Origin of the sequence: Alcanivorax sp. DSM 26293, assembly GCF_900107995.1 — a bacterium.
GTDB lineage: Bacteria > Pseudomonadota > Gammaproteobacteria > Pseudomonadales > Alcanivoracaceae > Alcanivorax.
In genome coordinates this window covers 35,100-57,717 of sequence record NZ_FNUM01000012.1, presented here as the reverse complement: position 1 = coordinate 57,717, position 22,618 = coordinate 35,100, and the positions used below count along the sequence as shown (strand labels likewise).

The window sequence follows — 22,618 nt, the reverse complement described above, 5'->3', positions numbered from 1 at the left end:
TTGGAGCCTGGCTCACAAGGCGAAAGGCGTGACGGAACCCTTCGTCCTGCAAGCAAGGCTCCAACGGGGCTGATAATGCTGATGCCTGTGATCAGGCATCCATCCAGTAGGCTGCCACATCCAGCAGGCGGTGGCTGAATCCCCACTCGTTGTCGTACCAGGCCAGCAGCTTCAGTTGCTGGCCGAGTAATCGGCTGTGGTTGGTGTCCACCACGCAGGAGTAGGGCAGGTGGTTGAAGTCGCTGGATACCAGCGGCAGATGATTGACCGCCAGGACACCTTGCAGATGACTGTGGGCGGCATTGCTCAGAGCCTCGTGGACCTGCTCCAGGGATTCCACCTGTTCCAGGGTGACGGTGAAATCCACCAGCGACACATTGAGTGTGGGGACGCGCACCGCGAGGCCATCCAGCCGGCCCTGCAGATGAGGTAGCACCAGGCCCACGGCTTTTGCCGCCCCGGTGCTGGTGGGAATCATGTTCACCGCCGCCGCCCGGGCACGCAGCAGATCCCCGTGGGCCTTATCCACCAGATTCTGGTCGTTGGTATAGCTGTGGATCGTGGTCATCAGGCCCTGGCGAACCGTAAAGGCCTGGTCGAGCACGGCCACCATGGGCGCCAGGCAGTTGGTGGTACAGGAGGCGTTGGAGACAATCTGGTGGTCGCTGCCCAGCAGTGAATGATTGACCCCGTAGACCACGGTGGCGTCTGCATCATCCACCGGATAACTGGCGAGTACCCGGGGGGCGCCGGCTTTCAGGTGATCTTTCAGGGCGTCCCGGCTTTTGTACTTGCCGGCGCATTCGATCACCAGATCCGGTCCCAGGGATTGCCATGGCAGGTCCGTCAGTCGGCTTTCCGCAAAGCAGGGAATGCGGTGGCCGTTGATCTCCAGGTGGCTGCCGTCGTAATGCACGGAGTGTGGCCAGCGTCCATGGGTGGTGTCGAACGCCAGCAAGTGGGCGAGCACGTGAAAATCGGCCAGATCGTTAATCGCGACCAGCTCGAAACGGTCGCCGGCGGGATGCTCACTGATCGCCCGGACAAGACAGCGACCGATGCGGCCAAAACCGTTGATGGCAATGCGAATCTTCTTGCTGCTTGTCATGGCACACTCTCCGTCCACCATAGACTTTCAGTGTAGTCCCGGGGGGACTATCTCGGCCAGTCTGATCAAGCTTTAGGCAGATGGGCAGGGGGTATCTTGCAATGGCCGGTCGCTTTGGCCACAATGCGCCCTCGCTCTGCGGCCCCGGTTGCAGGCGCGTAATGGTCGACCCGTCGGTCCCCCCGCAACGACAGACTGTGAACTCCGCCAGGCCCGGAAGGGAGCAACGGTAGCAGTGGACTCGTGTGCCGGGGTGCGGCTGGCGGGAAGACCTCCAATCTTCTTCCCGCCGATACCCGGCTGCTTTTACCGAACTCGCCTTCTGCACTGTCTTCCCCGCGGGAACTTCGTTAGCATTAAGCCCTTCATGAGACACCCCTTTTCCGCTGAATACCGGTGTCGATGCCTGTTGGTTGGAGTGCTATGAGTTATCAGGTTCTTGCCCGTAAATACCGTCCCCGCACCTTTGATGAGCTGGTGGGGCAGGAGCATGTCTCGCGGGCTCTGATGCATGCGCTGGATCAGGATCGCCTTCACCATGCCTATCTGTTCACCGGTACCCGGGGGGTGGGCAAGACCACCATCGCCCGCATCCTGTCCCGTTGTCTGAACTGCGAGCAGGGGGTCAGTGCCCGACCCTGCGGGGTTTGCCCCACCTGTGTGGAAATCGGCGAAGGCCGCTTTGTGGACCTGATTGAGGTGGATGCGGCCAGCCGCACCAAGGTGGAAGATACCCGCGAGCTGCTCGACAACGTGCAGTACGCGCCCACACGGGGCCGTTACAAGGTCTACCTCATCGATGAGGTGCACATGCTGTCAGCGCATTCGTTCAATGCGCTGCTCAAGACCCTGGAAGAGCCGCCGCCCCATGTGAAATTCCTGCTGGCCACCACCGATCCGCAGAAATTGCCGGTGACGGTGTTGTCCCGCTGTCTGCAGTTCAGCCTCAAGGCATTGCCGGCGGAGCAGATCGCCGGCCATCTGCAGGCCCTGCTCGACAAGGAAATGATCCGCTACGAGGCTCCCGCCCTGCTGGCCTTGGGCAAGGCGGCCCAGGGGTCCATGCGTGATGCCCTCAGCCTCACCGACCAGGCCATTGCCTTTGGCAGTGAGCAGCTCAGCAGCGAGGCCGTGAATGCCATGCTGGGCACCGTGGACCGTAACCACGTGCTCACCCTGCTGGTGGCGCTGGCGGAGCAGGACCCGGCAGGCGTTCTGCAGGCGTTGGCCACTGTCAGTGAGCACTGCCCCGGTGAACTGGCACTGCTGGACGAGCTGATCAGTCAGCTTCATCAGCTGGCGGTCTGCCAGGCGGTGCCGGGCAGTCATGACGAGACCATGACCCAGCTGGCGGCGGCCCTCAGTGCCGAGCAGGTGCAACTCTATTACGATGTGGCCGTACGTGGCCGCCGGGATCTGCAGGATGCCCCGGATAGCCGCGCAGCACTGGAAATGCTGCTGCTGCGTATGGTGCTGTTTACCCCCAAAGGAGTGTTGCCGGCCGGGGGGGAACACGCCGGCGCAAAAAAGTCTGAAGCGGCAGCGTCGTCGGCTGAGGCCGGCGGGAAACCGGATTTGCGGGCTCTGCTGGATCGACCTGCCGCTGCCTCGGCACCGCCAACACCTTCTGCTCCACCCCCGGAGCCACCTGCTGCTACCCCGGTAACGGAACCGGTGCCGCAAGGGGGGGGCGCTTCCGCCGCCCTGTCCCGGGCGGAAGCGCAGGTTTCGCCGTCGCCCTCGAATCAGCAGGCCGCGCCCGAGACCGAAGCGCCCGAGCCGGAACCGGAGCCCATGCCGGAACCGGTCGTGGAACCACAGAAACAGGAAGCGGCGGACGAACCGCCACTGGCGCCCCTGTCGGAGCCGCGTAGCGAATCAGAGGTGGCAACCTGGTGGGCCGCATTGCTGCTGCGCCTGGACCTGGACGGCACGGTGCGCAACATCGCCCGCAACGCGGTGCTGGTGAGCCGGGAAGACCCGGTCTGGACCTTGCGTATCAGTACCGGACACGAGGTGCTGGTCAACCGGGAACGGCTGGACGAGTTGAGCGGGGCACTGGAGAATTATTTCCAACGGCGTATCCAGATCCAGGTGGAGTACGAACGTAAGGCTGGCGACACCCCGGAAGCCATGGCCGAAGCCCGTCGTCAGGAGTTGCTGGTCGATGCCAGCCGGACCTTGCATGAGGATCCGGTGGTACAGCAGCTGGTGAGTACCTTTGATGGACGGCTTGACGAAGACAGCATAATGCCCAAGGAAACGGTGGAATAAGCGGGCTCGACGTCAGACGTCAGACGCGAATTTGGAGACAATGATGGATTTCGATATCAACTCTCTCATGCAGCAGGCCCAGGCCATGCAGGAGAAGATGAAAAAGATGCAGGACGAGGCCGCCAACGCGGAAGTGACCGGTGAATCCGGTGCCGGCCTGGTCAAGGTGACCATGAACGGTCGCCACGACGTCAAGAGTGTGGACATTGATGCCTCGCTGATGAGCGAGGACAAGGAATTGCTGGAAGACCTACTGGCGGCTGCCGTCAACGACGCCGTGCGCCGGGTGGAAAAACAGCAGCAGGACAACATGCAGAATATGGCCGGTGGTTTTCCCTTCCCGCCGGGCTTCAAACCCTGAGGGGCCTTCGTCTGTGAAGCATGCGCCGCTGGTTGACCAGTTGATCCACGCCTTTACCTGCCTGCCCGGTGTTGGCCCCCGTTCTGCCCAGCGCATGGCCTATGCGCTGCTGGATCGCGGTCGTGAAGAGGGGCGGCGGCTTGGTGATGCCCTGCACGCGGCCATGGACGGGGTGCAGCACTGCCAGCGTTGCCGTAACTACGCGGAAGAAGAACTCTGCCCGGTGTGCAGCGATAGCCGCCGGGATTCTACCCTGGTCTGTATCGTCGCCACCCCGGCGGACGTGCTGGCCTTCGAGCAGTCCGGTGAATACCGGGGCCAGTACTTTGTGCTGATGGGGGAACTGTCCCCCCTGGACGGCATCGGTCCCCGGGAACTGGGACTGGATGTGCTCGAACAGCGTCTGCAGCAGGGTGAGATCAACGAATTGATTCTTGCCACCGGCACCACCGTGGAAGGGGAAGCCACTGCCCACTATGTGCTGGATCTGGCCCAGGAAGCCGGTGTCACCGTCAGTCGAATTGCCCAGGGTGTGCCCATGGGCGGCGATCTGGAATTCGTGGATGGCGCGACCCTGGCTCAGGCTCTGCGTGGCCGACGCCCTTTCCAGTAATCCTTTCCCGCTACTCCGTTACAGATACCCGTAAGCCTGCCGGCTAGGGAGACCGTGTGGTCTGAAAGAGGATCGCCAGCAGGCGGCTGCTGCCTGGGAAGTGGGGTTCGACGGCAGCAAAAAGACAACCATCATGCTGTGAAGCGGATTGTTGCCGGGTGACTGGCCCCCTGCGGTCCACCTCTGTTATGTTAGCGACCAAGCAAGCGCTAGGTTAGCTACGAGAAGGAGGCCCTGTGAGCGCGTTGGATTATTTCAATGATACCCACCAGATGGTGCGTGAGACCGTTCGCAAATTCGTGGAAAGGGAAATCCTGCCCCACGTGGACGATTGGGAAGAAGCCGGTGAGTTCCCCCGCGAGCTTTACCGCAAGGCCGCGGATGCCGGCATTCTGAGCATCAATGCCCCGGAAGAGTTCGGTGGTACCGGCGAAGATGTGTTCATGAAGATTGCTGCCTGCGAGGAGCTGGTGCGGTGTTCGTCCGGGGGGCTGTGCGCCAGCCTGGGGTCTCTGGATATTGGTCTGCCGCCGATCTGGAAGTGGGGCAGCGATGCCATGAAGCAGAAGGTGGTGCCGGAGGTGATCGGTGGGCAGAAGATCTCTGCCCTGGCCATTACCGAACCCAATGGTGGGTCTGATGTGGCCAACCTGCGCACCCGTGCGGTGCGCGATGGCGACCACTATGTGGTCAACGGCGCCAAGACTTTCATCACCAGCGGTGTGCGCGCGGACTATTACACGGTGGCGGTGCGTACCGGTGACAAGGGCTATGGTGGCATCAGCCTGTTGCTGGTCGAGAAAGGTACGCCGGGCTTTTCCGTGGGCCGCAAGCTGAAGAAGATGGGCTGGTGGGCCTCCGATACCGCGGAGCTGTTTTTTGAGGATTGCCGGGTGCCGGCGGAAAATCTGATCGGTCCGGAGAACGGTGGCTTCTACTGCATCATGAGCAACTTCCAGATGGAGCGCCTGATCCTGGCGGTGACCGCCAACAGTACCGCCCAGCTGGCTCTGGATGAGGCCATGCGCTACGTGAAAGAGCGGGAAGCCTTTGGTCGTCCCCTGGCTGGATTCCAGGTGACCCGCCACAAGCTGGCGGAGATGGCCACGGATGTGAAAGCCAGCACGGAATTTACCTATCGGGTGGCGGCCAGGATTGCCGCCGGCGAAAACTGCGTGCTGGATGTGTCCATGGCCAAGAACGTGGCGACCCGCTGCGCTGACCGGGTCACCTACGACGCGGTGCAGTTGTTCGGCGGTAGCGGCTACATGCGCGGCACCGTGGTCGAACGCCTGTACCGTGACAACCGTATCCTCTCCATCGGTGGCGGCACCCACGAGATCATGAATGAGGTGATCGCCAAGCAGTTGGGACTTTGAGGGGCGAGCTACAAGCTACAAGCTACAAGCTACAACACGATTGAAGCTGGTAGCCGCATGAAAGCAAAGAGGCCGCGTCCATAGGTTTGGACGCGGCCTCTTGCGTTTCAAACACCACCAACACTATCCCGTGTTGTAGCTTGCTGCTTGTAGCTGTCAGGTGCACTCCGCCCGAGCCGGGTCCACTTTGCAACGCACCTTGCGCAGCAGACCGAGCATGTCCGGATCATAATAGCCCTGGTCACGCAGCTGGTCGCGGGCCTCCTGCATCATGACTTCGTATTCTCTCTGGTCGGCATCCGGGATTTGCACCCACCAGCGCTTGTCGACCTTTTCGGCCTCCTTGTCGAGCTGCTCGGTGATGCGGTTCAGGTTGTTGTAGAAATACTCGCGGGATTTCTGCGCCATGTCGGCGGGAAAACGGTCTTTCTTGGCAACCAGTTGAATGGTCAGCTGGGCCAAAGGGTAGTCGATGATGCCGCCATCCGGGCTCAGGCCTTTATAGAGTTCCAGCGCATCATAGGCCACCAGCGGAGCGACGATGACATCGACCACGCCGTTGTTGAACTTGGTGGAGAAGTTCGTTATGTCAGATCCCACCGGGGTAGCACCAACCTGGGACACCAGAATGGCCTGGGTTTCATCATATTCCAGCACTGCTACACGCTTGCCGGCCGCCTTGGCCAGGGAGTTGACTTCCCGATCGTTCACGAACACATAGGCGGCACCGGCCGGGGCTACCCCCATGATCTGATAGGAGCCCTGGGAAAGTTTGTCTGCAGTTTGCGGATGGGCCAGTACCTTCAATACGACTTCCATGTGCTCCATGGAGGGGATGGCGCCAATGGAGTCGATGGTGCCGGCATACTTATTGAAATTACGGCCACGGATGCCGGTGATCAGGGCGGCATCGCAGACGCCAGCCTTGAGATCCTCAGCGGCAATGGCTTCGTTGGTATGGGGAATCAGTTCCACTTCCAGGTCCCAGCCCAGGGCTGCGGCCTGCCAATCTTTCATGGCGCCCATGACCGGTCCAACGTTGCCGACGATATCAAAGACGCAGATCTTGCGTTTAATCGGTTCGGCCTGGGCAGTCAGAGAAACGGTGAGAGCAAGAACCGTGGTGACGGCGGTAATCAGCTTCTTCATGGGTGTATCCTGCTTGTTATTGCTTGTATGGAGGCAACCCCGATACTAGAGGGAATGATCCTGAAAGGGAAAAACCCTAGCGCCTTGCCCCGGAGCGATTAGGTCAATTTCCATCAGTTGCGGTCAGGGCGGCTGGTGCGACGAACTTCCCCCGGGGTGCGGCCTGTCCAGCTCCGATAGGCCTTGCTGAAACTGGCCTGATCGCTGTAGCCAAGCTGGTCGGCAATCTTTTCCAGGGGCATGTCTGTTTCCAACAGGTAGCGGCTGGCAAACGTTTCACGAATGTCATTGCGAATACCGCTGAAGGCAAATCCCGCCAATCCCAGGTGACGCCTGACCGAGCGGGGACTCATTCCCAACTTCTGGGATACCCGCTCCAGGGTGCTGTCCCGACCCGGAGAATTCATGATTTCGTGACGTACCTTGATGACCACCTTCAGGCTGGCGTCGCCCTGAATCTGCTCCCTTGATCGTGCGGCGGCCAGGTAGGTCGCCACGCTGGCATCATCGTCCTTTGCCTGACGCCCGGAGAGTGGCATCAGAACCTGATTATGTGGGCGGTTGAATTTCACTTCCACGCCGTCGGCCAGTCTTTGCCAGGCGAGGCTGTTGCCGGGGCAGTCAAAATCAAATTCGAACGTGAACTTTCGACAAACCAGGGATGCCAGGGCATGGATGCTGCCCATGTAGATATTGGCAACGACGGGTTTGAGTTTTTTCAGATCCCAGTTGTCATGCAGGCGGATGGAAATCAGTTCGCCAGTGCAGTGTATTTCCATATCCATCAGTGGCAGGGAAACACGCAGATACTGCACCACCATGGTGACCAGTTTTCGGTAGTCCCGTTGCCGAAGAAGCGCAAAACCGAAAAGACCATGTCCGTGCAGATCCAGCTCCTGCCCAAAGCGGAACGGGGCGGTCGGATCGTTGAGCAGTCGGTTGCCGTTATGAAGAAGATGCTGGATTTGTCGCATGGAAAGATAGGCGTCGGGATTATCGAGCATGTCGCTGTCAATGCCGGAACCATCGAGCACTATCGTTCCAGTTATTCCATGTTTTTGTACGAACCGCAAAAAGCGGCGGGCATAACGGCCAGAGATAAGAGGAACGTCGAGTGCCATTCCATCGTTTTTCATTTTTTATTATGCCTGATGTAGTTGTTGTTATTCGTGTGATGGGACTCTCATTTGGCTGTGTATCTTTCGGACTTTAAACACCGCTTGCCCTTTTTAACAAAAAAATGGCCGATTTAACTATTAAGTCGGTCACCTTCCATGGACATGATGAGCCCCGCTTTTTTGTGCATAAAAATAATCATGGAGCAGAAAAATGCAAAGGGAAAAAACTGAAACCCTTAAAGCGCGTTATCTACCCCTTTCCAAAGTATCAGTTCCTTTAATGCGAAGAATGTATGAGATTTACTCCGGGTACTACGAAAATGTAAGTCTCGAAGTGTTCTGTACAGACATGGTGGAAAAAAGCGGCGTGATTCTGGTGATGGAAAAAGCAACCAAGCGCGTGGTTGGTTTTTCCACCATGAAAACCCTGGATATGAATGTGGGTGGGCGCCGGGCAAAGGGTGTTTTTAGCGGCGACACCATCATAGAGGAAAAATACTGGGGTAGCCGGGCCTTACAGGTCACATTCTTCTTCCGGATGATCCGTGAGAAATTGCGCCACCCGTTCCGCCCGCTCTTCTGGTTGCTGATATCAAAAGGCTATAAAACATATTTGCTGATGGCGAATAACTTCCATACCTACTACCCGCATCCGGACGGGAAGAATCCGGAGCTTGCTCATCTGGTGGATTATTACTGCGACCGTTTGTTTTCCGACGCTTACTGTGAAGAAAATAAATTACTGGATTTCGGTGAGGGTTATACCCATCTGAAATCCAATGTGGCTGGCATTACCGCAGAAATGCGTCAGAAAAACGAAAAAATTCAATTTTTCGAAACCTGTAACCCAACCTGGAACCGCGGTACCGAATTACCGTGTATCGGCGAAATCAATCTTTCCCTTCTGGTGAGTTACCCGTTTTCCCTGTGGCGCAAACAACGCAGAAAAACCAAAACACAAATTGCAGCTGTGGCCTGCGAATAAAAACCGGGGTGACCATGTTCGGACATCGTTTGCTCAAAATGGCCGCCTGGCCGGGTGAGCGGCGCTTTGCCGCCGGGCGGGAAAACCTGGAGCATGTTCAGAGAGACAAGCTGGCACTGTTGTTGCGCAAGGTGGCGGCCTGTGAGGTCGGCCAGCGCCGGGGTGTCGCAGCAGACTGGCAATGGGAAACCTTTGCTGAGCAGATGCCGGTGAGCGACTACGGCGACTGGCGGGATCCGGTCGATCGCGCCCGCGAGTCCGGCGGCAATGCCCTGATTCAGTCACCGGTGGTTCGCTATCAGCCCACCAGCGGTTCCACCTCGGCGATAAAGTGGATTCCCTACACGCGTCAGTTTCTGTCGGAACTGGATAGCGCCATCAGTCCCTGGATTGTGGACCTGTACCGCCAGTTTCCCCGCCTGAGCGGGGGGCGCCATTACTGGTCCATGTCCTGGGTGCCCACGTCATTGCGTGACAACATGCGCGAGGACATCAACGACGATATTCAGCTCATGTCCATGGGCAAGCGCCTGCTGGCCGGGGCCACCCAGGCGGTCCCTCAGGATGTGTCCCTGGCACGGACTTCCGAGGATTCCCTGTTTGCCACCCTGGCTTACCTGGTCAGTGATGACTCCCTGGCGATGATGTCCATCTGGAGCCCCACCTTTGGCCTGGGTCTGCTCAAGTCCATGGCCCTGTGGCGAGAGGAACTGGCGGAGGTATTGGCGAGCGGTTCCTGGGGCCAGCGCATGAAGGGAAGTCATACCGAGTGTTGCCCGCGCTCTCCGCGCGCAGCGGCGTTACTGCGTCAGTGGGATGGCCGCTTGAGTGCGGATTTCTTTATGACTCTGTGGCCGTCGCTGGCACTGGTGAGCGCCTGGGATACCGCCGCATCAAGCCCCTGGGCCCGGCAGTTGCACGGTCTGTTGCCGCAGGCCGCGTTTCAGGGCAAGGGCCTGTGGGCCACGGAAGGAGTCGTCACCATTCCCTATCAGGGCCAGTACGCGCTGGCTTATCGCAGCCATGTCTATGAATTCCAGGACCCCTCTGATGGCACCATTTATGCGCCCTGGGAACTGGAGCAGGGGCAGGAGGTGATGCCGCTGCTGAGTACCGGCAGTGGTCTGCTCCGTTACCGGCTCAAGGATCTGGTGCGGGTGGATGGGCTGCCAGGCGGTATTCCGGCACTGACGTTTCTCGGCCGTGCCGGCACCACGGATCTGGTTGGCGAGAAGCTTACCGCGGCAGCGCTGGATGCCTCCCTGTCGCAGGTGACGTTGCCACCGAAAACCCTGCCGGTATGTACCGTGGCCGTAGAAGATACCGGTGACGGCACTCCCGGGTACCTTCTGTTGCTGGAGGGGGAGAGTGCAAACACGGGTAACGTGGCGAAGGCCCTTGATGCGGCGCTGCAGCAACACTTCCACTACCAGCTGGCCCGTAACCTGGAACAGCTGGCACCGCTGCGCTGCGTCATTCGCCCGGACATGCGCGAGCGTTACCTGCATCAGTGCCGTGAGCGGGGCATGATTGAAGGCAATATCAAGATGGAGTCCCTGCAGTACTGGCCGGGTGCATTGCCGGTGTGGCTCCGTGAGCCGCCGGTATCGGCCCGGGAGGTGGCGTTGTGAGCTACCGTATTCGCCAGGCCCGGGAAGAAGATAACGGTGCCATCCTGTCCTTGCTGCAAGGTACGCCCCAGGCAGGAGCGGTTACCCTGAATTTTGAACGGAACCCGGATTATTTTCGGGGCGCCCGGGTGACCTGTGAAGAGCCGGATGTGTGGGTGGCAGAGCCACGGGATGGTCAGGGACAAATCGGGGCCGTCTACAATGTGGGTTGGCGCCATGTTTGGGTCAACGGCCAGGTCAGGCCGGTGCGTTACGCCCACGATCTGCGCATCGCGCCGCAATATCGCAACGGCATGATCCTGCACCGGCTGTTTCGTCAGTTGCGCCAGCAACTGTCAAACGGCGAGTGGATGCAGACCACGGTGCTGCATGACAACCTGGCATCCCTGTCTACCGTGGCCAGTGGCCGCGCCGGGCTGCCCACCTACTATCCCTCCGGCACCATCGAAACCAGCATGCTCTATACCCGGGCCCGCCGCCGGCGATTGCCTGATGACGTGGTGATTCGCCAGACCGGCGAGGCCGACCTGGATGCCATTTCCCAGCTGTTGCGATATCAGGGGGCACAGAAACAGTTTTTCCCCTACTGGGATGTGTCCCGGGTGCGGGGTGATGCCTACTGTTACGGGCTCAGCCCGCGGAACTTTATCGGTCTCTGGATCGGTGGCGTTCTGAAAGGATTGCTGGGTTTCTGGGATCAGAAGGGGATCAAGCAGACCCGGGTGCTGGGCTATGCCCGTGGCATGGGAGTCATGCGCCATCTATACAACACACACAGCCTGCTGCGGGGCGGCATGAAATTACCGCCACCGGGTGGGGTGTTGTCCTACCTGACACTGCACAGCCTGGTGGTCGAGGATAATCGCCCGGAGCTGTTGCAGCTGTTGCTCGACGATGTGATCAGTCGCTTCCATGGCCACTATGACGCGCTGGTTTGCGGGTTCTTTGCCCAGGACCCACTGGCGCAGGTACCGGTCCGGTATCGCCGTCGGCTATTGCTGAGCCAGCATTTTCTGGTCAGCTACGATGGCGATCCTCGTGACCAGCTCGATGGGCGTTTGCCCTACGTGGAGGTCGCGCGCCTGTGAGTGCCAGTGCAACCGACTATATCGGCATGTGGTACCGAGCCCGTGCCCGGCTCGGTATTGATGACCGGATTGAGTTTATCTTCATCCATCCGGCGTCTGGGAAGCGCCATACCGTGGCGTTGCGGCACCGTGACCATGACGGGGTGGGCGGCATCGCCGAATCCCTCAAGCGCATGGGCGTGCGTCAGCCGCCCATGCCCCTCAGTCGCCAGACCCGGCCGCCCGCGTTCTGGCGTCGCTGGCAGGCACGGCCGGAGCGACGCCAGCCGCAATCCCCCCCCTGGCGGGCCTTCACCTCCACGGCCGAAAAGCAGGCGGATGCGCCCCTGGTGGAATGGCTGACGCCACGGCAAACCCTTGCCCTGCGGCAGCGGGCCGAGGCGCTGCAGGTCTCTCTCAACAGCCTGTTGTTGCAGGCCCTGCATCGGGCCGTGGTGCAAACCCTGATGACCCATGCAGTGCCCATCAGCTGGTGCTTCCCGGTGAACATGCGCGGCGTGGTGCCCATGGCGAAGCCGGATATGAATCTGTCCAGTGCTTTTTACATGACGGTGGACAGTGACGATTCGCTGACTCATCTGGACCACACCATTCGTCGCTATCTGAAAGCCAATATTCACTGGCGCTACTGGCACCTTGCCCGAATTGGTCGGCTGATTGGCCAGCGGGGGGTGGACTGGCTATGTGGCCGTCTGCTCAACGGTGCCCGCCACGGCGGCTCCTTCTCCAACCTGGGAGAGTGGCAGATGGATTTCGTTTCAGGAGGCCTGGCTCCCGACACGGTATTCGCCTGCTGTGGCCCCGGGAGTCCCACCCATCCGGTAGCCAACGGCATGATCATTGTGAATGGCAGCTTGAGCCTGGCGCTGAAGCTGCACCCGTCCCTGGGCGCCCCGGAGTCAGCGGTGCGCGAATGTCTGCAATGTTGGGTTGAGGGACTGGGAGTGACGGCATGAAACGGATTGTGAGTCTGCGCGCGTTGGTGGCTCTGCTGGCCGCCCTGGCCATGGCGTTGGCGGTGGCGGCCCTGTATCTGGTGCCGCCGTCACCGCCGGCGGTGAAAAGCGAAGAGACGATTCTGGCTCTGGACTCCTGGCAAGTGGAATGGAAGGACGTGGTCATTCCGGTGCACAGTCAAGGACTGGTGCGTGCCCGTCATGAATTGCCGCTGAGTCTGGAAGTGTCCGGCCGGGTGCAGGAAGTATCGCCGCTACTGGCAGACGGGGGGCGGGTGACGGCCGGCGAGGTATTACTGAAGCTGGATCCGGAGCCCTTTGCGCTGGACGTTACTGCCCAGCAGAACGCCGTCCATGCGGCGCGGCTGCATCTGGAGGAAACCCGGGCGCGGGCACGGGTCTCGGGATCCGCCAAGCGTTCCTCGGCGCTGGGTCGCTTTGAACCGCAACTGGACGAAGCCAACAGCCGTCTTGCCTCGGCCCGTGCCGGCTTGCGCCAGGCCCAACGGAATCAGGAACAGACGGAGCTGGTGGCGCCGATCAGTGGTCGCCTGAAAGCCGTCCAGGCCATGGCCGGACAACAGATACAGGCCGGCAGCATTCTGGCTCGCTTGTATCAGGAAGATCAGGTGGAGGTACGGCTGCCGGTTCGCGATGAGTGGCTGGCACTGCTGGGCATCATGCCCGGTGATGAAGGCACCCTGGAGCCGGTGAACGTTACCCTGCGTGGCCGCTTTGCCGGCCGGGACGGCCAGTGGTCGGGCAGGGTGGTGCGCCGCGAAGGTGGCCTGAACAAGAACCGCATGATGCACCTGATCGTTCAGGTCACCAATAGCGAGGACGGCTTGCCCCTGGAGCCCGGGGTGCTGGTGCAGGCGGAGCTGCGCGGCGCGCCGACGAAAAATGTGGCGGTGCTGCCCCGGGCAGCCCAGGCTGGCGAGAACGCTGTCTGGGTCCTGGATGAGGACAAGCGGTTGCGACGTCAATCCGTGGCGATACTGCACCACGATGATGACTCCCTGTATCTGCACGACGGTGTGACCGCTTCCTCCCGGGTAGTGCTGGCCGGAGACTTGCAGCTGCTGGAGGGCATGCGTATCGACCCCCGTCCTCCTGCCAGCGGACTGGCGGATCGTTCTGCCACTGAGACAGCGCTGTGAACCGCAGTATTGCCTGGTTCGCCCGCAACAGCGCGGTGGCCAACCTGCTGATGATCACCCTGCTGTTGGCCGGCCTGATGGCCATCCCCCACACCCGCCAGGAAACCCTGCCCAACGTGCCGCTGGACCGCATCGGTATCTATGTGGCCTGGCCCCAGGCCACACCGGAAAGTGTGGAGGCCCTGGTCTGCACGCCAGTGGAAACCGCCATCGACGATGTGGAAGGGGGCACCGAACTGATCAGTGAAGCCCGGGAGGGGTTGTGTTCGGTGCAGCTGGATGTGCTCAAGGGGCATGATACCCGCGCCGTGCTGGAGCAGATCCGCACTCGCCTGGAAGCCCTTGATACCTTGCCCGGCGACGCCGAGCGCCCCCGGGTGCAGGAACTGATTGTGCGAAACCGGGTGGTGCGGCTGCTGCTCAGTGGCAGCCTGTCCCGCCAGGATCTCTATCAACTGGCTCATCAGGTGCGCCGGCAGCTGCTCAATCATGATGCGGTATCCAGTGTGGATATCGAAAACCTGCCGGAACGGGAAATGGCGCTGACCGTGGCCCGGGATGATCTGTACCGCTATCAGCTCACCCTGGAAGGTATGGCCGCCGCCGCCCGTGAAAGCGTGGAGCGGGTTGCCGGGGGGCTGTTGCGCAGCGACCGGGGTGACTGGCTGCTACAGACCGGCCAGCAACCGGGAGAGGCCAGCGCCTATCAACAGTTGGTGATTCGCCAGTCCGAGCAGGGCGATCTGTTGCGTCTCGGCGACGTGGCCCGCATTGAGGATGGTTTCTCCCGAGACAGTCAGGCCGCCTGGCTGGACGGCCGGCCGGCGGTAGCGCTGGATATCTACCGGGTCGGCGACCAGAACGTGCTGGACGTGGCCGGGGCGGTGAGCGGCTATCTGCAGCAGGCGCAGTTACCGCCGGGCGTCGCCTTGCAGGTGTGGAGTGACGATGCGGCCCAGTTTCGCGAACGCTCCCATCTGTTGTGGCGCAATGCGCTGCAGGGGCTGGTGTTGCTGACCCTGATGCTGGGGGTGTTTCTCACCCTGCGTCTGGCTGGTTGGGTGGCACTGGGGATTCCGGTCTGCATGCTGGGTGCCTGTGCCTTGCTGCCGGTGCTGGGCGAATCCTTCAACACCATCTCCCTGTTCGCCTTTATCCTGGTGCTGGGCATTGTGGTCGACGATGCGGTGATCGTCGGCGAGAGTATTGATCACCAGCGCCGCCAGGGTGGCATGGCCGGTCAGGAGGCCGCCATTGCCGGCGCCCAGCGGGTGTCGCGACCGATCCTGTTTGCGGTGCTGACCACCCTGATTGCCTTTGCGCCGCTGCTGTTCCTGCCTGGCCCGGAAGGGGCGCTGATGCGGGTGATCCCCATTGTGTCCATGGCCATTCTGGTGCTGTCCTTGGTGGAGTCCCTGTGGATTTTGCCCTCTCACCTCAGCTATGACCGCCCCGCCCGGGGGATCTGGCGAAAGTCCGAGCAACTCTCCACGCGCATCAATAGCCGGCTGGATCGCTGGCTGGAATACCGGGCCCGGCCACTGCTGCGACGGGCCCTGCGCTGGCGGTATGTGCTGGTGGTGGTGTTTGTAGGGCTGTTTATTTTCTGCTGCGCCCTGGTCAACAGCGGCTGGCTGACCATGGTGTTGTTTTCCCGGGTGGAGGGCGACCGGGTGATGGCGGAAGTGGTGTTCCCCCGGGGCACCGGCGAGGCGCGGCTGCTGCGCGAGGTGCAGGCCCTGGAAGGCTCCGCCCGCAAGCTATCAGCGCAATTGCAGGCTGACCAGCAGCCGGTCACCGTGGATGCGGTGTTTGCCGAGCAGGGGGTGCGCCAGAAAACCTCCAATGCCCGTGACCCGGGTGCCCGCTTCCGGGTACGGGTGACCCTGGCCATTGGCGGAGATACCAGCGCCTTGTCTCCCCGGGAGCTGGCCAGTCTGTGGCGGGGGCAGCATGGCCCCATTGCCGATGCCCTGTCGGTCAAATTCCATGCCAGCCTGATGCAGGTGAAGCCGGATATTCACGTCAATCTGTTCCACCCGGATCTGGCCACCTTGCAACGTTTGAGTGCGCAGACGGCGCAGGCCCTGGCGAACATGGAGGGGGTCCATGAAGTGGCCAACAACCTGTCTTCCCGTCGCACCCTGGTTGATATCGGCCTGCGGGAAGAAGGCAAACTGGCGGGCCTGCGGGTGGAGCAGCTGGGACTGCAGATCCGCAATGCGTTCCACGGTATCGAGCTGGATCGCTGGTTCGAACAGGATCAGGAAGTGCCGGTGATGTTGCGTCTGGCCAGCCGCGACAGTCGCCATATCAGTGACCTGGAACGGTTGCCGGTGCAACTGCCGGATGGGGAGATCACTGTGCTGGCGGCAGTGGCCGACCTGCAGCGACGCCAGGTGCCGGCCATGATCAGCCATTACGATGGCCGCCGCAGTGCGACCATCAGTGCTTTCGTAGATGAACATGTGACGTCACCGGCCCAGGTGATGGCGGCACTGCAGCAACAGGTGTTGGCCCCCATGGAGTCCGCCGATTCCCAGGCGGGCTGGACGGTGGCCGGCAAGCAGGCGGCGATCCAGGACTTCCTGGATCATCTGTCGATCAGCTACCTGATTGCCCTGGCTGCCATATTTTTCCTGCTCACCGTGCTGTTTGGCGGCTATGGCCAGCCGCTACTGGTGATGGCGGCAATCCCCTTCGGCATGGTGGGGGCCTTCCTGGGGCACTTCCTGCTGGGTTACAGCCTGACATTGTGGTCGCTGGTGGGGGTCATCGCGGTGAGTGGCGTGGTGGTCAACGACAACCTGGTACTGATTGATGCCATCAATACCTTGCGAAGCCATGGCATGCGTCTTCGTGATGCGGTGATCGAAGGCGTCAGCAGCCGCCTGCGGCCCGTGATGCTGACCTCCATGACCACCTTTGCCGGGGTGGCGCCGCTGATGCTGGAGACCAGTGTGCAGGCCCGTTTCCTGATTCCCATGGCCGTGTCCCTGGCGTTTGGCGTGTTGTTTGCCACCCTGGTCAGCCTGCTGCTGGTGCCCTGTCTGTTGGTGGTGAGCCATGATGTGCGCAGCCTGGTTCAGCGTAGCCTGGCCCGCTGGCGGGCGCCGGAGGCCTCGGAGGAGGACAGCGTGGACATGGCCTATGAGCGGGGTCGCATGACGGCCTGGTGGGTGACCAGCAACCCCTACCAGGATGCCGTCCTGGCTTCTGCCTGGGAGGCGGGTCGGCAGGATCAGAGTAGCGACCGGGATACGTCTGAGCAGCGTAGTTGAAAGTTCAAAGTTTAAAGTTGAAACGCGGACTAAGTTGTCAAAGGCAGGAATGGTGTGCCCGCGATTAACGCTAATGGCGCGGGCATGGCCGCTCAAAATCAACCCATCGCGCACTTTTTAACTTTGAACTTTTAACTTTCAACTCGACTGTCAGAGCCTGTCCGGCTTTAATCTGCCCTCAGAAACAAAAAAGCCCGACCCGGTTTCCCGGGTCGGGCTTTTGCGTCAGGTCGTTGCCGTGTGACTTACGCCTTGCCCTGGTTCGCCACGGCCTCGGCCGCCTTGGCCACTTCCTCGGCATCGCCCAGGTAGTAGTTCTTGATGGGCTTCAGGTTGTCATCCAGCTCGTACACCATCGGCACGCCGGTGGGGATGTTGAGCTTGACGATTTCCTCGTCGGAAATGTCGCCCAGGTACTTCACCAGTGCCCGAAGGCTGTTGCCGTGGGCACAGATCAGCACCTGCTTGCCGGCCTCGATCTGCGGTTTGATCTCGCTTTCGAAGTAGGGCACGAAACGGTCTACGGTGTCCTTGAGGCTTTCGGACAGGGGGATCTCGCTGTCGCTGAGGCCCTGGTATACCCGGAAGTTGCCGGCATAGCGCTCATCGTCGCGCTCCATCTTCGGCGGCGGGGTATCGTAGCTGCGGCGCCAGATATGCACCTGCTCGTCGCCATATTTGGCAGCGGTTTCCGCCTTGTTCAGGCCCTGCAGGGCGCCATAGTGGCGTTCGTTCAGGCGGTAGTCGCGGATCACCGGAATCCACATCTGGTCCATATTGTCCAGAATGGTCCACAGGGTACGGATGGCGCGCTTGAGCACGGAAGTGTAAGCCACATCGAACTCAAAGCCTGCTTCCTTCAGCAATTCGCCAGCTGTGCGGGCTTCTTCGCGGCCCTGATCGGTGAGATCCACGTCTTTCCAGCCGGTGAAACGGTTTTCCTTGTTCCAAACGCTTTGGCCATGGCGGACCAGTACCAGTTTCGTGCTCATGGGTTATTCCTGTGCGGTTTTCAGTGCGGCGCAAAGGGTAGCAGAAAAGTGCCGGGAAATTGAGCGCAGGCCAGGATATTTCACGGTTAATCGGCTCCTTGAGTGCAAATTTTCACAGTGTTGCCGGCGGTTATCAGGGCGAAGGGGGGATAAATGGCCAATCGGCGGCCTGCGATGCTGAAAAAGGCTGCCCGGAGCCCGTATAATCGTCGCCAATTCAGACTCAGGCGACTTCATGGCTTACCTCTGGTGCGACAACAGCGACCACATCTCCACCTGGCAGTCCGGACTGGCGGCGGCAACGCCCCTGTACCTGGACACGGAATTCATGCGCGAGCGCACCTTCTGGCCACAACTGGCCCTGGTTCAGGTCCATGATGGTGAGCAGATCCGGCTGATCGACACGACGCAGGTCAATGGCCCCACGCTGTCGCCCCTGTTCCAGCAGCACCCTCTGGTGATGCATGCCTGTTCCGAGGATCTGGAAGCCATCGCCGCCTTTACTGGTGATTACCCGGCGGTGATCGAGGACACCCAGATCGCTGCTGCTCTCACCGGTGAGGACATGCAACTGGGCTACCAGAAGGTGGTGCAGATGTTGCTCGGGGTGGAATTGCCCAAGGGCGCTACCCGCACCAACTGGCTCAAGCGGCCTCTGAGTCAGGAGCAGTTGCTCTACGCCGAGGACGATGTGAAATATCTGCCCGAGGTGACCGATATCCTGCGGGATCGGCTGGTGAATCTGGGCCGTGAGAGCTGGTGGCGGGAAGAGTGTCAGCGTCTGCTCGAACAGGCACGGACGGTGACCGCTCCGGAAAAGGCCTGGCGTAATGTGAAAGGTGCCGGCTTGTTACAGGGGCAGGCGCTGGCGGTGCTGGCGGTGCTGACTCCCTGGCGGGATCGCATGGCACGGGAGCGGGACCTGCCCAAGGGGTTTATCCTCAAGGATGCCCAGCTACTGGATCTGGCCCGCTCCTCCCGCAGCGACCGGGGCCTGTTTTCTGACCTGGGTCTGCACCCCAAGGTGATCCGCCGGGATGGTGATACCCTGCTGGAACTGCTCGAAGCGGGCCGGCGTGGCACGCCACCTGAGCCCCTGCCGGGGCCGCCGGATGCCCAGCAGAAAAAACGGGCCAAGATGCTGCGTAAACGGGTCGGCGAGATTGCCGAATCCATGAACATGAAACCGGATGTGCTGATGCGCCGTCGCTGGCTGGAATCCCTGATTCGTCACCCGGACCAGGTGCCCGAGCCGCTCACCGGCTGGCGTAACGAGATTGTGACCAAGCCCCTGCTGGAGTTGCTTTGATGTTGAAGGGCAAGCTGTTTTGCTCGATTTACAAGACCCGCAAGAAGGCGGGGATGTATCTGTTCGTGGATCGCCAGAAAGGCCTCAAGGATCTCCCTGAGGTGCTGCTCAAGCAATTCGGCACCCCCATCCATGTGAATGACATGATCCTGTCCCCGGACCGGCCGCTTGCCCGGGCGGACGTGGCGCAGGTGATGGAGAAGATCCGTGATCAGGGGTTCTATCTGCAAATGCCGCCGCCGCCGGATGAAGACATGTTCATGGCCGACGGCCACCCGGATAAACCGGCAGGGCCGGATGCCTGAAAACGGTCTGCGCACACGTTTCTGGGAACTGCCCCTGGGGGAGTTGTCGAAAGCCGAGTGGGAAGCGCTGTGTGATGGCTGCGGCCGATGCTGTCTGGTGAAACTGCAGGACGAGGACAGCGGCGAGCTGGCCTTTACCAATCTGGCCTGCCGTTATCTGGATAGCCAGAAATGTCAGTGCCGGGTGTACGATAGCCGCTTTCGCAAGGTGCCGGATTGCATCCAGGTGACCGAGGCGGTGGCCCGCAACACGGACTGGTTGCCTTCCAGCTGCGCCTACCGGCTACGGGCTCATGGTCAGCCGCTGGCGGACTGGCATCCGCTGATCAGCGGGGAGGAGGGGACCGTCCGGCAGGCGGGCATCAGCGTCGCCGGGCGGGTCGTCTCCGAGCAGCTTGTGCACGAAGATGATTGGGAAGAGCATATTATTCATTGGATAGAGTAGGATGGACCTGAGCCAATAGGCGCGGTCTTTTACCCGCCACTTCGGGTCGCTCTGTCAGCATCAAACTGGGAGTCACTGTGACAACACAAGCGTATATGTGGGGCTGGTTGGCCTATTTGTTGGGTTGCGTAGGCGTGCTTTTTGTCTGGTGGTGGCTCACCCGACCGCTGGCAATCTGGGCCAAGGTGCCGCTGCGTATCCTGCTGACGGCATTGTTGCTGACCCCCTGGTCGGTGTCGCCCCAGCACGATGAGTGGGCCCCGGCATGGGTGGTGACGCTGTTTGATGGCCTGGCCCAGGACGATGTCAGTCTGTGGCGGGCCGGAGGGCCCTTGTTGGCCATGCTGGTGGTGGCGCTGATTGCGGCCGTGCTGGAGTTGTGGCGTCAGCGTCGCAAACAGACCGCCATGGCTGATCCCCAATGAGCGAGTGCATTTTCTGCCAGATCCGCGACGGCAAATTACCTGCCAGTGTGGTCTATGAGGATCAGCGAGCCATGGTGATCCTGGATCTGTTCCCGATCCGCGAAGCCCACTGTCTGGTGATTCCCAAGGAGCATGCCCCCTTGCTGGAGCAACTGGACAGCAGCCTGACCCATCATCTTATGGACCTGGCTCGCCGTACCATCATGGCCCAGAAACGCGCCGGACTGGCGGTGAAGGCGCACAATATCGTGGTCAACGATGGCCGTGAAGCCAATCAGCATGTGCCCCACGTGCACGTGCATGTGATCCCCCGTCGCGGTGGCGACACCCTGGTTACCGCCTTCACCTGGGCTACCCGACTGCTCAACGTCTTCGGCCTGGCCCGCCGCCGCAAACGGCTGGACCGCCTGGCTGGACTGTTGGGTGAGCACTTTCCGGAAGCAGCTAAGTAGGAAACAGTTAATAGTGAATAGTTAACTGCGTCGCGAGTTTGCGGGGTTTGATCTGAAAGGCAAAAGGCCGCGCCCACCCAGTGGGTGCGGCCTTTTTTTGAAAAAGCAGAAAAAGACTTGATGGCGTTGTCTCAGACTGCAGCCTGAGACTGTTCACTGTTCACTGTTCACTGTTCACTGTTCACTGTTCACTGTTTGCGCCAGGCCCGCACCCGCAGGGGCCAGCGTACTGTGCGTTGTGTCTTCCCCCAGGCTTGTTTCAATCTCGGTGCGAAGTCGTCCAGCAGGGACTCCCCGGCCCGGGCGGCCTGAACGAGAGCGGACCAGGTGTCCAGATAGCCGAGCATGTCGGTGGCGGACCAGTCGAGGGTAATGCTGTCGCCGGGGTAAGTCAGTGCCGGCCAGGGCAGGGAGGCATCCGGGTAGCCGGCAACCACCTGGGCCCGCTGCGCAGGCCACCAGGGAGCCAGCGGGCCGTCATGAAAATCCCGGATCATGCCTTCCAGCCCAGCAACCTCGCAGATCCCATAACTGATCAGGGCCAACACTCCTTCAGGGCGCAAGGTGCGCTCCGCCTCTGCCTGAAAGGCGGTTTGATCAAACCAGTGGTAGGCCTGGGCAACAGTAATCAGGTCCAGGCTGGCGTCTGCCAGCGGCAGCCGGTGGGCCACGCTGACCAGATAGTGGCTCGACGAGGGTGGGGCAGCCAGTAACTGTGGATGGCTGATATCTGCACCTATTACTTGCCGAAACCAGGGCTCCAGACCCCGACTGGCCTGACCACTGCCACAGCCCAGGTCCATCGCACGATCACGACAGGGGCACTGGTTAGCGAGCCACTGGAACAGGGCAGGAGGATAGGTGGGACGAAACTGCTGGTACTGACTGCCACGCTGGAACAGCGATTCAGTCACTGAAGAAACCGTCGTCATCGAAGTGGGCGGCCCACAGGCGGCCATCTGCCCGTTCCAGATCCAGTGCAATCCCAGCCAACAGCTGGCCTTCCGGGGCCGCACACCAGGCGACGGTGCCGTAGAGGTGGTAAGTGCCATGGTCTTCCAGCAACGCCACCCACAGCTCCACATCCGTGTTCGGTTTGATTGGAGCAGGAAGCTCGACACTGATGCCGGCCAGGGAAATATCGTGGGTAGACAAATACAGGCGATCGGCCGGGTCCAGCGAGCCGGACTGGCTGGGCAGCAAGGTTAGCGCCAGGTTTTCTTCACGGCTGGTGCGGGGGAAGCGACGATTGTCCATTGCCGTTGCCATAGGATTTACCCGTAAATCATTCTGTCGACTGCGTAGGCGGCAATCGCCATGGTCGCGACCACCCCTGCCAGGAACAGAAGAAACAGCAGGGCGGGTTTGACCGTTTTCGGCAAGGGTTCTGTTTCACGGGGAGTCCGGGACCCCTGTGTTTTATTCATCAGCCATCTCCCTGTTTCATCCGGATACTTTACAGTATCAGTTATTCATCGACGATAGGAAACTGGTATTGCAGCTGATCCCTGAGGGGCTACGGGGGGAGGGGGGCTTACTCAGAATTGGCTCGAAAAGGCAGACAAAAAAAGGAGCCCGAAGGCTCCT

At 60.8% G+C, this 22,618-nt stretch carries 22 protein-coding genes and 1 other RNA gene; 16 read left to right on the top strand and 7 right to left on the bottom strand.

Going from position 1 to position 22,618, the window contains the following annotated elements:
* Window positions 1-91: 91 nt before the first annotated feature.
* The gene (gene gap, locus C4S63_RS16380) at window positions 92-1,108 is read right to left on the bottom strand and encodes a type I glyceraldehyde-3-phosphate dehydrogenase (RefSeq protein ID WP_063508119.1); all 1,017 of its coding nucleotides are present in this window, start codon (window positions 1,106-1,108) and stop codon (window positions 92-94) included.
* A gap of 171 nt (window positions 1,109-1,279) precedes the next feature.
* Here gap and ffs point away from each other — a divergent pair.
* The 5 genes from ffs (at window position 1,280) to C4S63_RS16355 (ending at window position 5,735) form a co-directional block, all read left to right on the top strand.
* Window positions 1,280-1,376, top strand: an RNA gene (gene ffs, locus C4S63_RS16375) — signal recognition particle sRNA small type.
* 155 nt (window positions 1,377-1,531) lie between these two features.
* Window positions 1,532-3,382 (top strand): DNA polymerase III subunit gamma/tau, encoded by a 1,851-nt coding sequence (gene dnaX / locus C4S63_RS16370; RefSeq protein ID WP_103918205.1) that lies wholly within the window; start codon window positions 1,532-1,534, stop codon window positions 3,380-3,382.
* Between the two features lie 43 nt (window positions 3,383-3,425).
* Entirely contained in the window at window positions 3,426-3,743 is a 318-nt protein-coding gene (locus C4S63_RS16365; RefSeq protein WP_062817960.1) for a YbaB/EbfC family nucleoid-associated protein, read from the top strand.
* Between the two features lie 13 nt (window positions 3,744-3,756).
* Window positions 3,757-4,356 carry a recombination mediator RecR gene (recR, locus tag C4S63_RS16360; RefSeq protein WP_062817959.1) on the top strand — a complete coding sequence of 200 codons (600 nt, stop codon included), beginning with the start codon at window positions 3,757-3,759 and terminating at the stop codon, window positions 4,354-4,356.
* Between the two features lie 236 nt (window positions 4,357-4,592).
* Window positions 4,593-5,735: an acyl-CoA dehydrogenase family protein gene (locus tag C4S63_RS16355; protein ID WP_103918204.1), complete on the top strand. Its 1,143-nt coding sequence runs from the start codon at window positions 4,593-4,595 to the stop codon at window positions 5,733-5,735.
* Window positions 5,736-5,891: 156 nt separating this feature from the next.
* Here the strand turns inward: C4S63_RS16355 and C4S63_RS16350 are convergent, their stop codons facing one another.
* Together C4S63_RS16350 and C4S63_RS16345 are read right to left on the bottom strand one after the other, a co-directional pair.
* Window positions 5,892-6,884, bottom strand: coding sequence for a putative solute-binding protein (locus tag C4S63_RS16350; protein ID WP_103918203.1), 993 nt, complete (start codon window positions 6,882-6,884; stop codon window positions 5,892-5,894).
* A 113-nt stretch (window positions 6,885-6,997) separates the two neighbouring features.
* Window positions 6,998-7,918, bottom strand: coding sequence for an AraC family transcriptional regulator (locus C4S63_RS16345; RefSeq protein WP_231866074.1), 921 nt, complete (start codon window positions 7,916-7,918; stop codon window positions 6,998-7,000).
* Window positions 7,919-8,213: 295 nt separating this feature from the next.
* Here C4S63_RS16345 and C4S63_RS16340 point away from each other — a divergent pair, with 295 nt between their 5' ends.
* Genes C4S63_RS16340 through C4S63_RS16315 form a run of 6 tightly spaced genes read left to right on the top strand, consistent with a single transcriptional unit; the run spans window position 8,214 to window position 17,103 of the window.
* On the top strand, window positions 8,214-8,987 hold the full coding sequence (locus C4S63_RS16340) for a hypothetical protein (protein WP_235000060.1): 774 nt from the start codon (window positions 8,214-8,216) through the stop codon (window positions 8,985-8,987).
* Window positions 8,988-9,001: 14 nt separating this feature from the next.
* The gene (locus tag C4S63_RS16335) at window positions 9,002-10,618 is read left to right on the top strand and encodes a GH3 auxin-responsive promoter family protein (RefSeq protein WP_103918201.1); all 1,617 of its coding nucleotides are present in this window, start codon (window positions 9,002-9,004) and stop codon (window positions 10,616-10,618) included.
* Window positions 10,615-11,706, top strand: coding sequence for a hypothetical protein (locus C4S63_RS16330; RefSeq protein ID WP_103918200.1), 1,092 nt, complete (start codon window positions 10,615-10,617; stop codon window positions 11,704-11,706). Before C4S63_RS16335 ends, C4S63_RS16330 begins: the two co-directional genes overlap by 4 nt.
* A complete protein-coding gene (locus C4S63_RS16325) occupies window positions 11,703-12,662 on the top strand; it encodes a hypothetical protein (RefSeq protein ID WP_103918199.1) in 960 nt (319 codons plus the stop codon). Before C4S63_RS16330 ends, C4S63_RS16325 begins: the two co-directional genes overlap by 4 nt.
* The gene (locus C4S63_RS16320) at window positions 12,659-13,822 is read left to right on the top strand and encodes an efflux RND transporter periplasmic adaptor subunit (protein WP_103918198.1); all 1,164 of its coding nucleotides are present in this window, start codon (window positions 12,659-12,661) and stop codon (window positions 13,820-13,822) included. Before C4S63_RS16325 ends, C4S63_RS16320 begins: the two co-directional genes overlap by 4 nt.
* Window positions 13,819-17,103 (top strand): efflux RND transporter permease subunit, encoded by a 3,285-nt coding sequence (locus C4S63_RS16315; RefSeq protein ID WP_103918197.1) that lies wholly within the window; start codon window positions 13,819-13,821, stop codon window positions 17,101-17,103. The genes C4S63_RS16320 and C4S63_RS16315 overlap by 4 nt, the downstream gene beginning before the upstream one ends.
* A gap of 245 nt (window positions 17,104-17,348) precedes the next feature.
* Here the strand turns inward: C4S63_RS16315 and gpmA are convergent, their stop codons facing one another.
* Entirely contained in the window at window positions 17,349-18,095 is a 747-nt protein-coding gene (gpmA, locus tag C4S63_RS16310) for a 2,3-diphosphoglycerate-dependent phosphoglycerate mutase (protein WP_062817676.1), read from the bottom strand.
* Between the two features lie 235 nt (window positions 18,096-18,330).
* Here gpmA and rnd point away from each other — a divergent pair, with 235 nt between their 5' ends.
* The 5 genes from rnd (at window position 18,331) to C4S63_RS16285 (ending at window position 21,031) form a co-directional block, all read left to right on the top strand.
* Window positions 18,331-19,404, top strand: a complete 1,074-nt coding sequence (gene rnd, locus C4S63_RS16305) for a ribonuclease D (RefSeq protein ID WP_103918196.1) — start codon at window positions 18,331-18,333, stop codon at window positions 19,402-19,404.
* Window positions 19,404-19,709, top strand: coding sequence for a YcgL domain-containing protein (locus tag C4S63_RS16300; protein ID WP_062817678.1), 306 nt, complete (start codon window positions 19,404-19,406; stop codon window positions 19,707-19,709). The genes rnd and C4S63_RS16300 overlap by 1 nt, the downstream gene beginning before the upstream one ends.
* Window positions 19,702-20,154 (top strand): YcgN family cysteine cluster protein, encoded by a 453-nt coding sequence (locus tag C4S63_RS16295; protein WP_103918195.1) that lies wholly within the window; start codon window positions 19,702-19,704, stop codon window positions 20,152-20,154. The genes C4S63_RS16300 and C4S63_RS16295 overlap by 8 nt, the downstream gene beginning before the upstream one ends.
* 77 nt (window positions 20,155-20,231) lie before the next feature.
* Window positions 20,232-20,579 (top strand): hypothetical protein, encoded by a 348-nt coding sequence (locus tag C4S63_RS16290; protein WP_231874261.1) that lies wholly within the window; start codon window positions 20,232-20,234, stop codon window positions 20,577-20,579.
* The gene (locus tag C4S63_RS16285; RefSeq protein ID WP_103918194.1) at window positions 20,576-21,031 is read left to right on the top strand and encodes an HIT family protein; all 456 of its coding nucleotides are present in this window, start codon (window positions 20,576-20,578) and stop codon (window positions 21,029-21,031) included. The genes C4S63_RS16290 and C4S63_RS16285 overlap by 4 nt, the downstream gene beginning before the upstream one ends.
* 188 nt (window positions 21,032-21,219) lie before the next feature.
* Here the strand turns inward: C4S63_RS16285 and C4S63_RS16280 are convergent, their stop codons facing one another.
* Genes C4S63_RS16280 through C4S63_RS17405 form a run of 3 tightly spaced genes read right to left on the bottom strand, consistent with a single transcriptional unit; the run spans window position 21,220 to window position 22,458 of the window.
* Window positions 21,220-21,945 carry a class I SAM-dependent methyltransferase gene (locus C4S63_RS16280; protein WP_103918193.1) on the bottom strand — a complete coding sequence of 242 codons (726 nt, stop codon included), beginning with the start codon at window positions 21,943-21,945 and terminating at the stop codon, window positions 21,220-21,222.
* Complete coding sequence (locus C4S63_RS16275) at window positions 21,938-22,300, bottom strand: PilZ domain-containing protein (RefSeq protein ID WP_062817683.1); 363 nt, start codon at window positions 22,298-22,300, stop codon at window positions 21,938-21,940. Before C4S63_RS16275 ends, C4S63_RS16280 begins: the two co-directional genes overlap by 8 nt.
* Before the next feature lie 5 nt (window positions 22,301-22,305).
* Window positions 22,306-22,458, bottom strand: a complete 153-nt coding sequence (locus tag C4S63_RS17405; RefSeq protein ID WP_156478304.1) for a hypothetical protein — start codon at window positions 22,456-22,458, stop codon at window positions 22,306-22,308.
* Window positions 22,459-22,618 lie beyond the last annotated feature (160 nt).

What these genes read in the sequence shown, in the direction of transcription:
- gap (WP_063508119.1), bottom strand. Translation starts at nt 1,108, where the DNA reads ATGACAAGCAGCAAGAAGATTCGCATTGCCATCAACGGTTTTGGCCGC.
- dnaX (WP_103918205.1), top strand. Translation starts at nt 1,532, where the DNA reads ATGAGTTATCAGGTTCTTGCCCGTAAATACCGTCCCCGCACCTTTGAT.
- C4S63_RS16365 (WP_062817960.1), top strand. Translation starts at nt 3,426, where the DNA reads ATGGATTTCGATATCAACTCTCTCATGCAGCAGGCCCAGGCCATGCAG.
- C4S63_RS16350 (WP_103918203.1), bottom strand. Translation starts at nt 6,884, where the DNA reads ATGAAGAAGCTGATTACCGCCGTCACCACGGTTCTTGCTCTCACCGTT.
- C4S63_RS16340 (WP_235000060.1), top strand. Translation starts at nt 8,214, where the DNA reads ATGCAAAGGGAAAAAACTGAAACCCTTAAAGCGCGTTATCTACCCCTT.
- C4S63_RS16335 (WP_103918201.1), top strand. Translation starts at nt 9,002, where the DNA reads ATGTTCGGACATCGTTTGCTCAAAATGGCCGCCTGGCCGGGTGAGCGG.
- C4S63_RS16320 (WP_103918198.1), top strand. Translation starts at nt 12,659, where the DNA reads ATGAAACGGATTGTGAGTCTGCGCGCGTTGGTGGCTCTGCTGGCCGCC.
- gpmA (WP_062817676.1), bottom strand. Translation starts at nt 18,095, where the DNA reads ATGAGCACGAAACTGGTACTGGTCCGCCATGGCCAAAGCGTTTGGAAC.
- rnd (WP_103918196.1), top strand. Translation starts at nt 18,331, where the DNA reads ATGGCTTACCTCTGGTGCGACAACAGCGACCACATCTCCACCTGGCAG.
- C4S63_RS16300 (WP_062817678.1), top strand. Translation starts at nt 19,404, where the DNA reads ATGTTGAAGGGCAAGCTGTTTTGCTCGATTTACAAGACCCGCAAGAAG.
- C4S63_RS16295 (WP_103918195.1), top strand. Translation starts at nt 19,702, where the DNA reads ATGCCTGAAAACGGTCTGCGCACACGTTTCTGGGAACTGCCCCTGGGG.
- C4S63_RS16285 (WP_103918194.1), top strand. Translation starts at nt 20,576, where the DNA reads ATGAGCGAGTGCATTTTCTGCCAGATCCGCGACGGCAAATTACCTGCC.
- C4S63_RS16275 (WP_062817683.1), bottom strand. Translation starts at nt 22,300, where the DNA reads ATGGCAACGGCAATGGACAATCGTCGCTTCCCCCGCACCAGCCGTGAA.
- C4S63_RS17405 (WP_156478304.1), bottom strand. Translation starts at nt 22,458, where the DNA reads ATGAATAAAACACAGGGGTCCCGGACTCCCCGTGAAACAGAACCCTTG.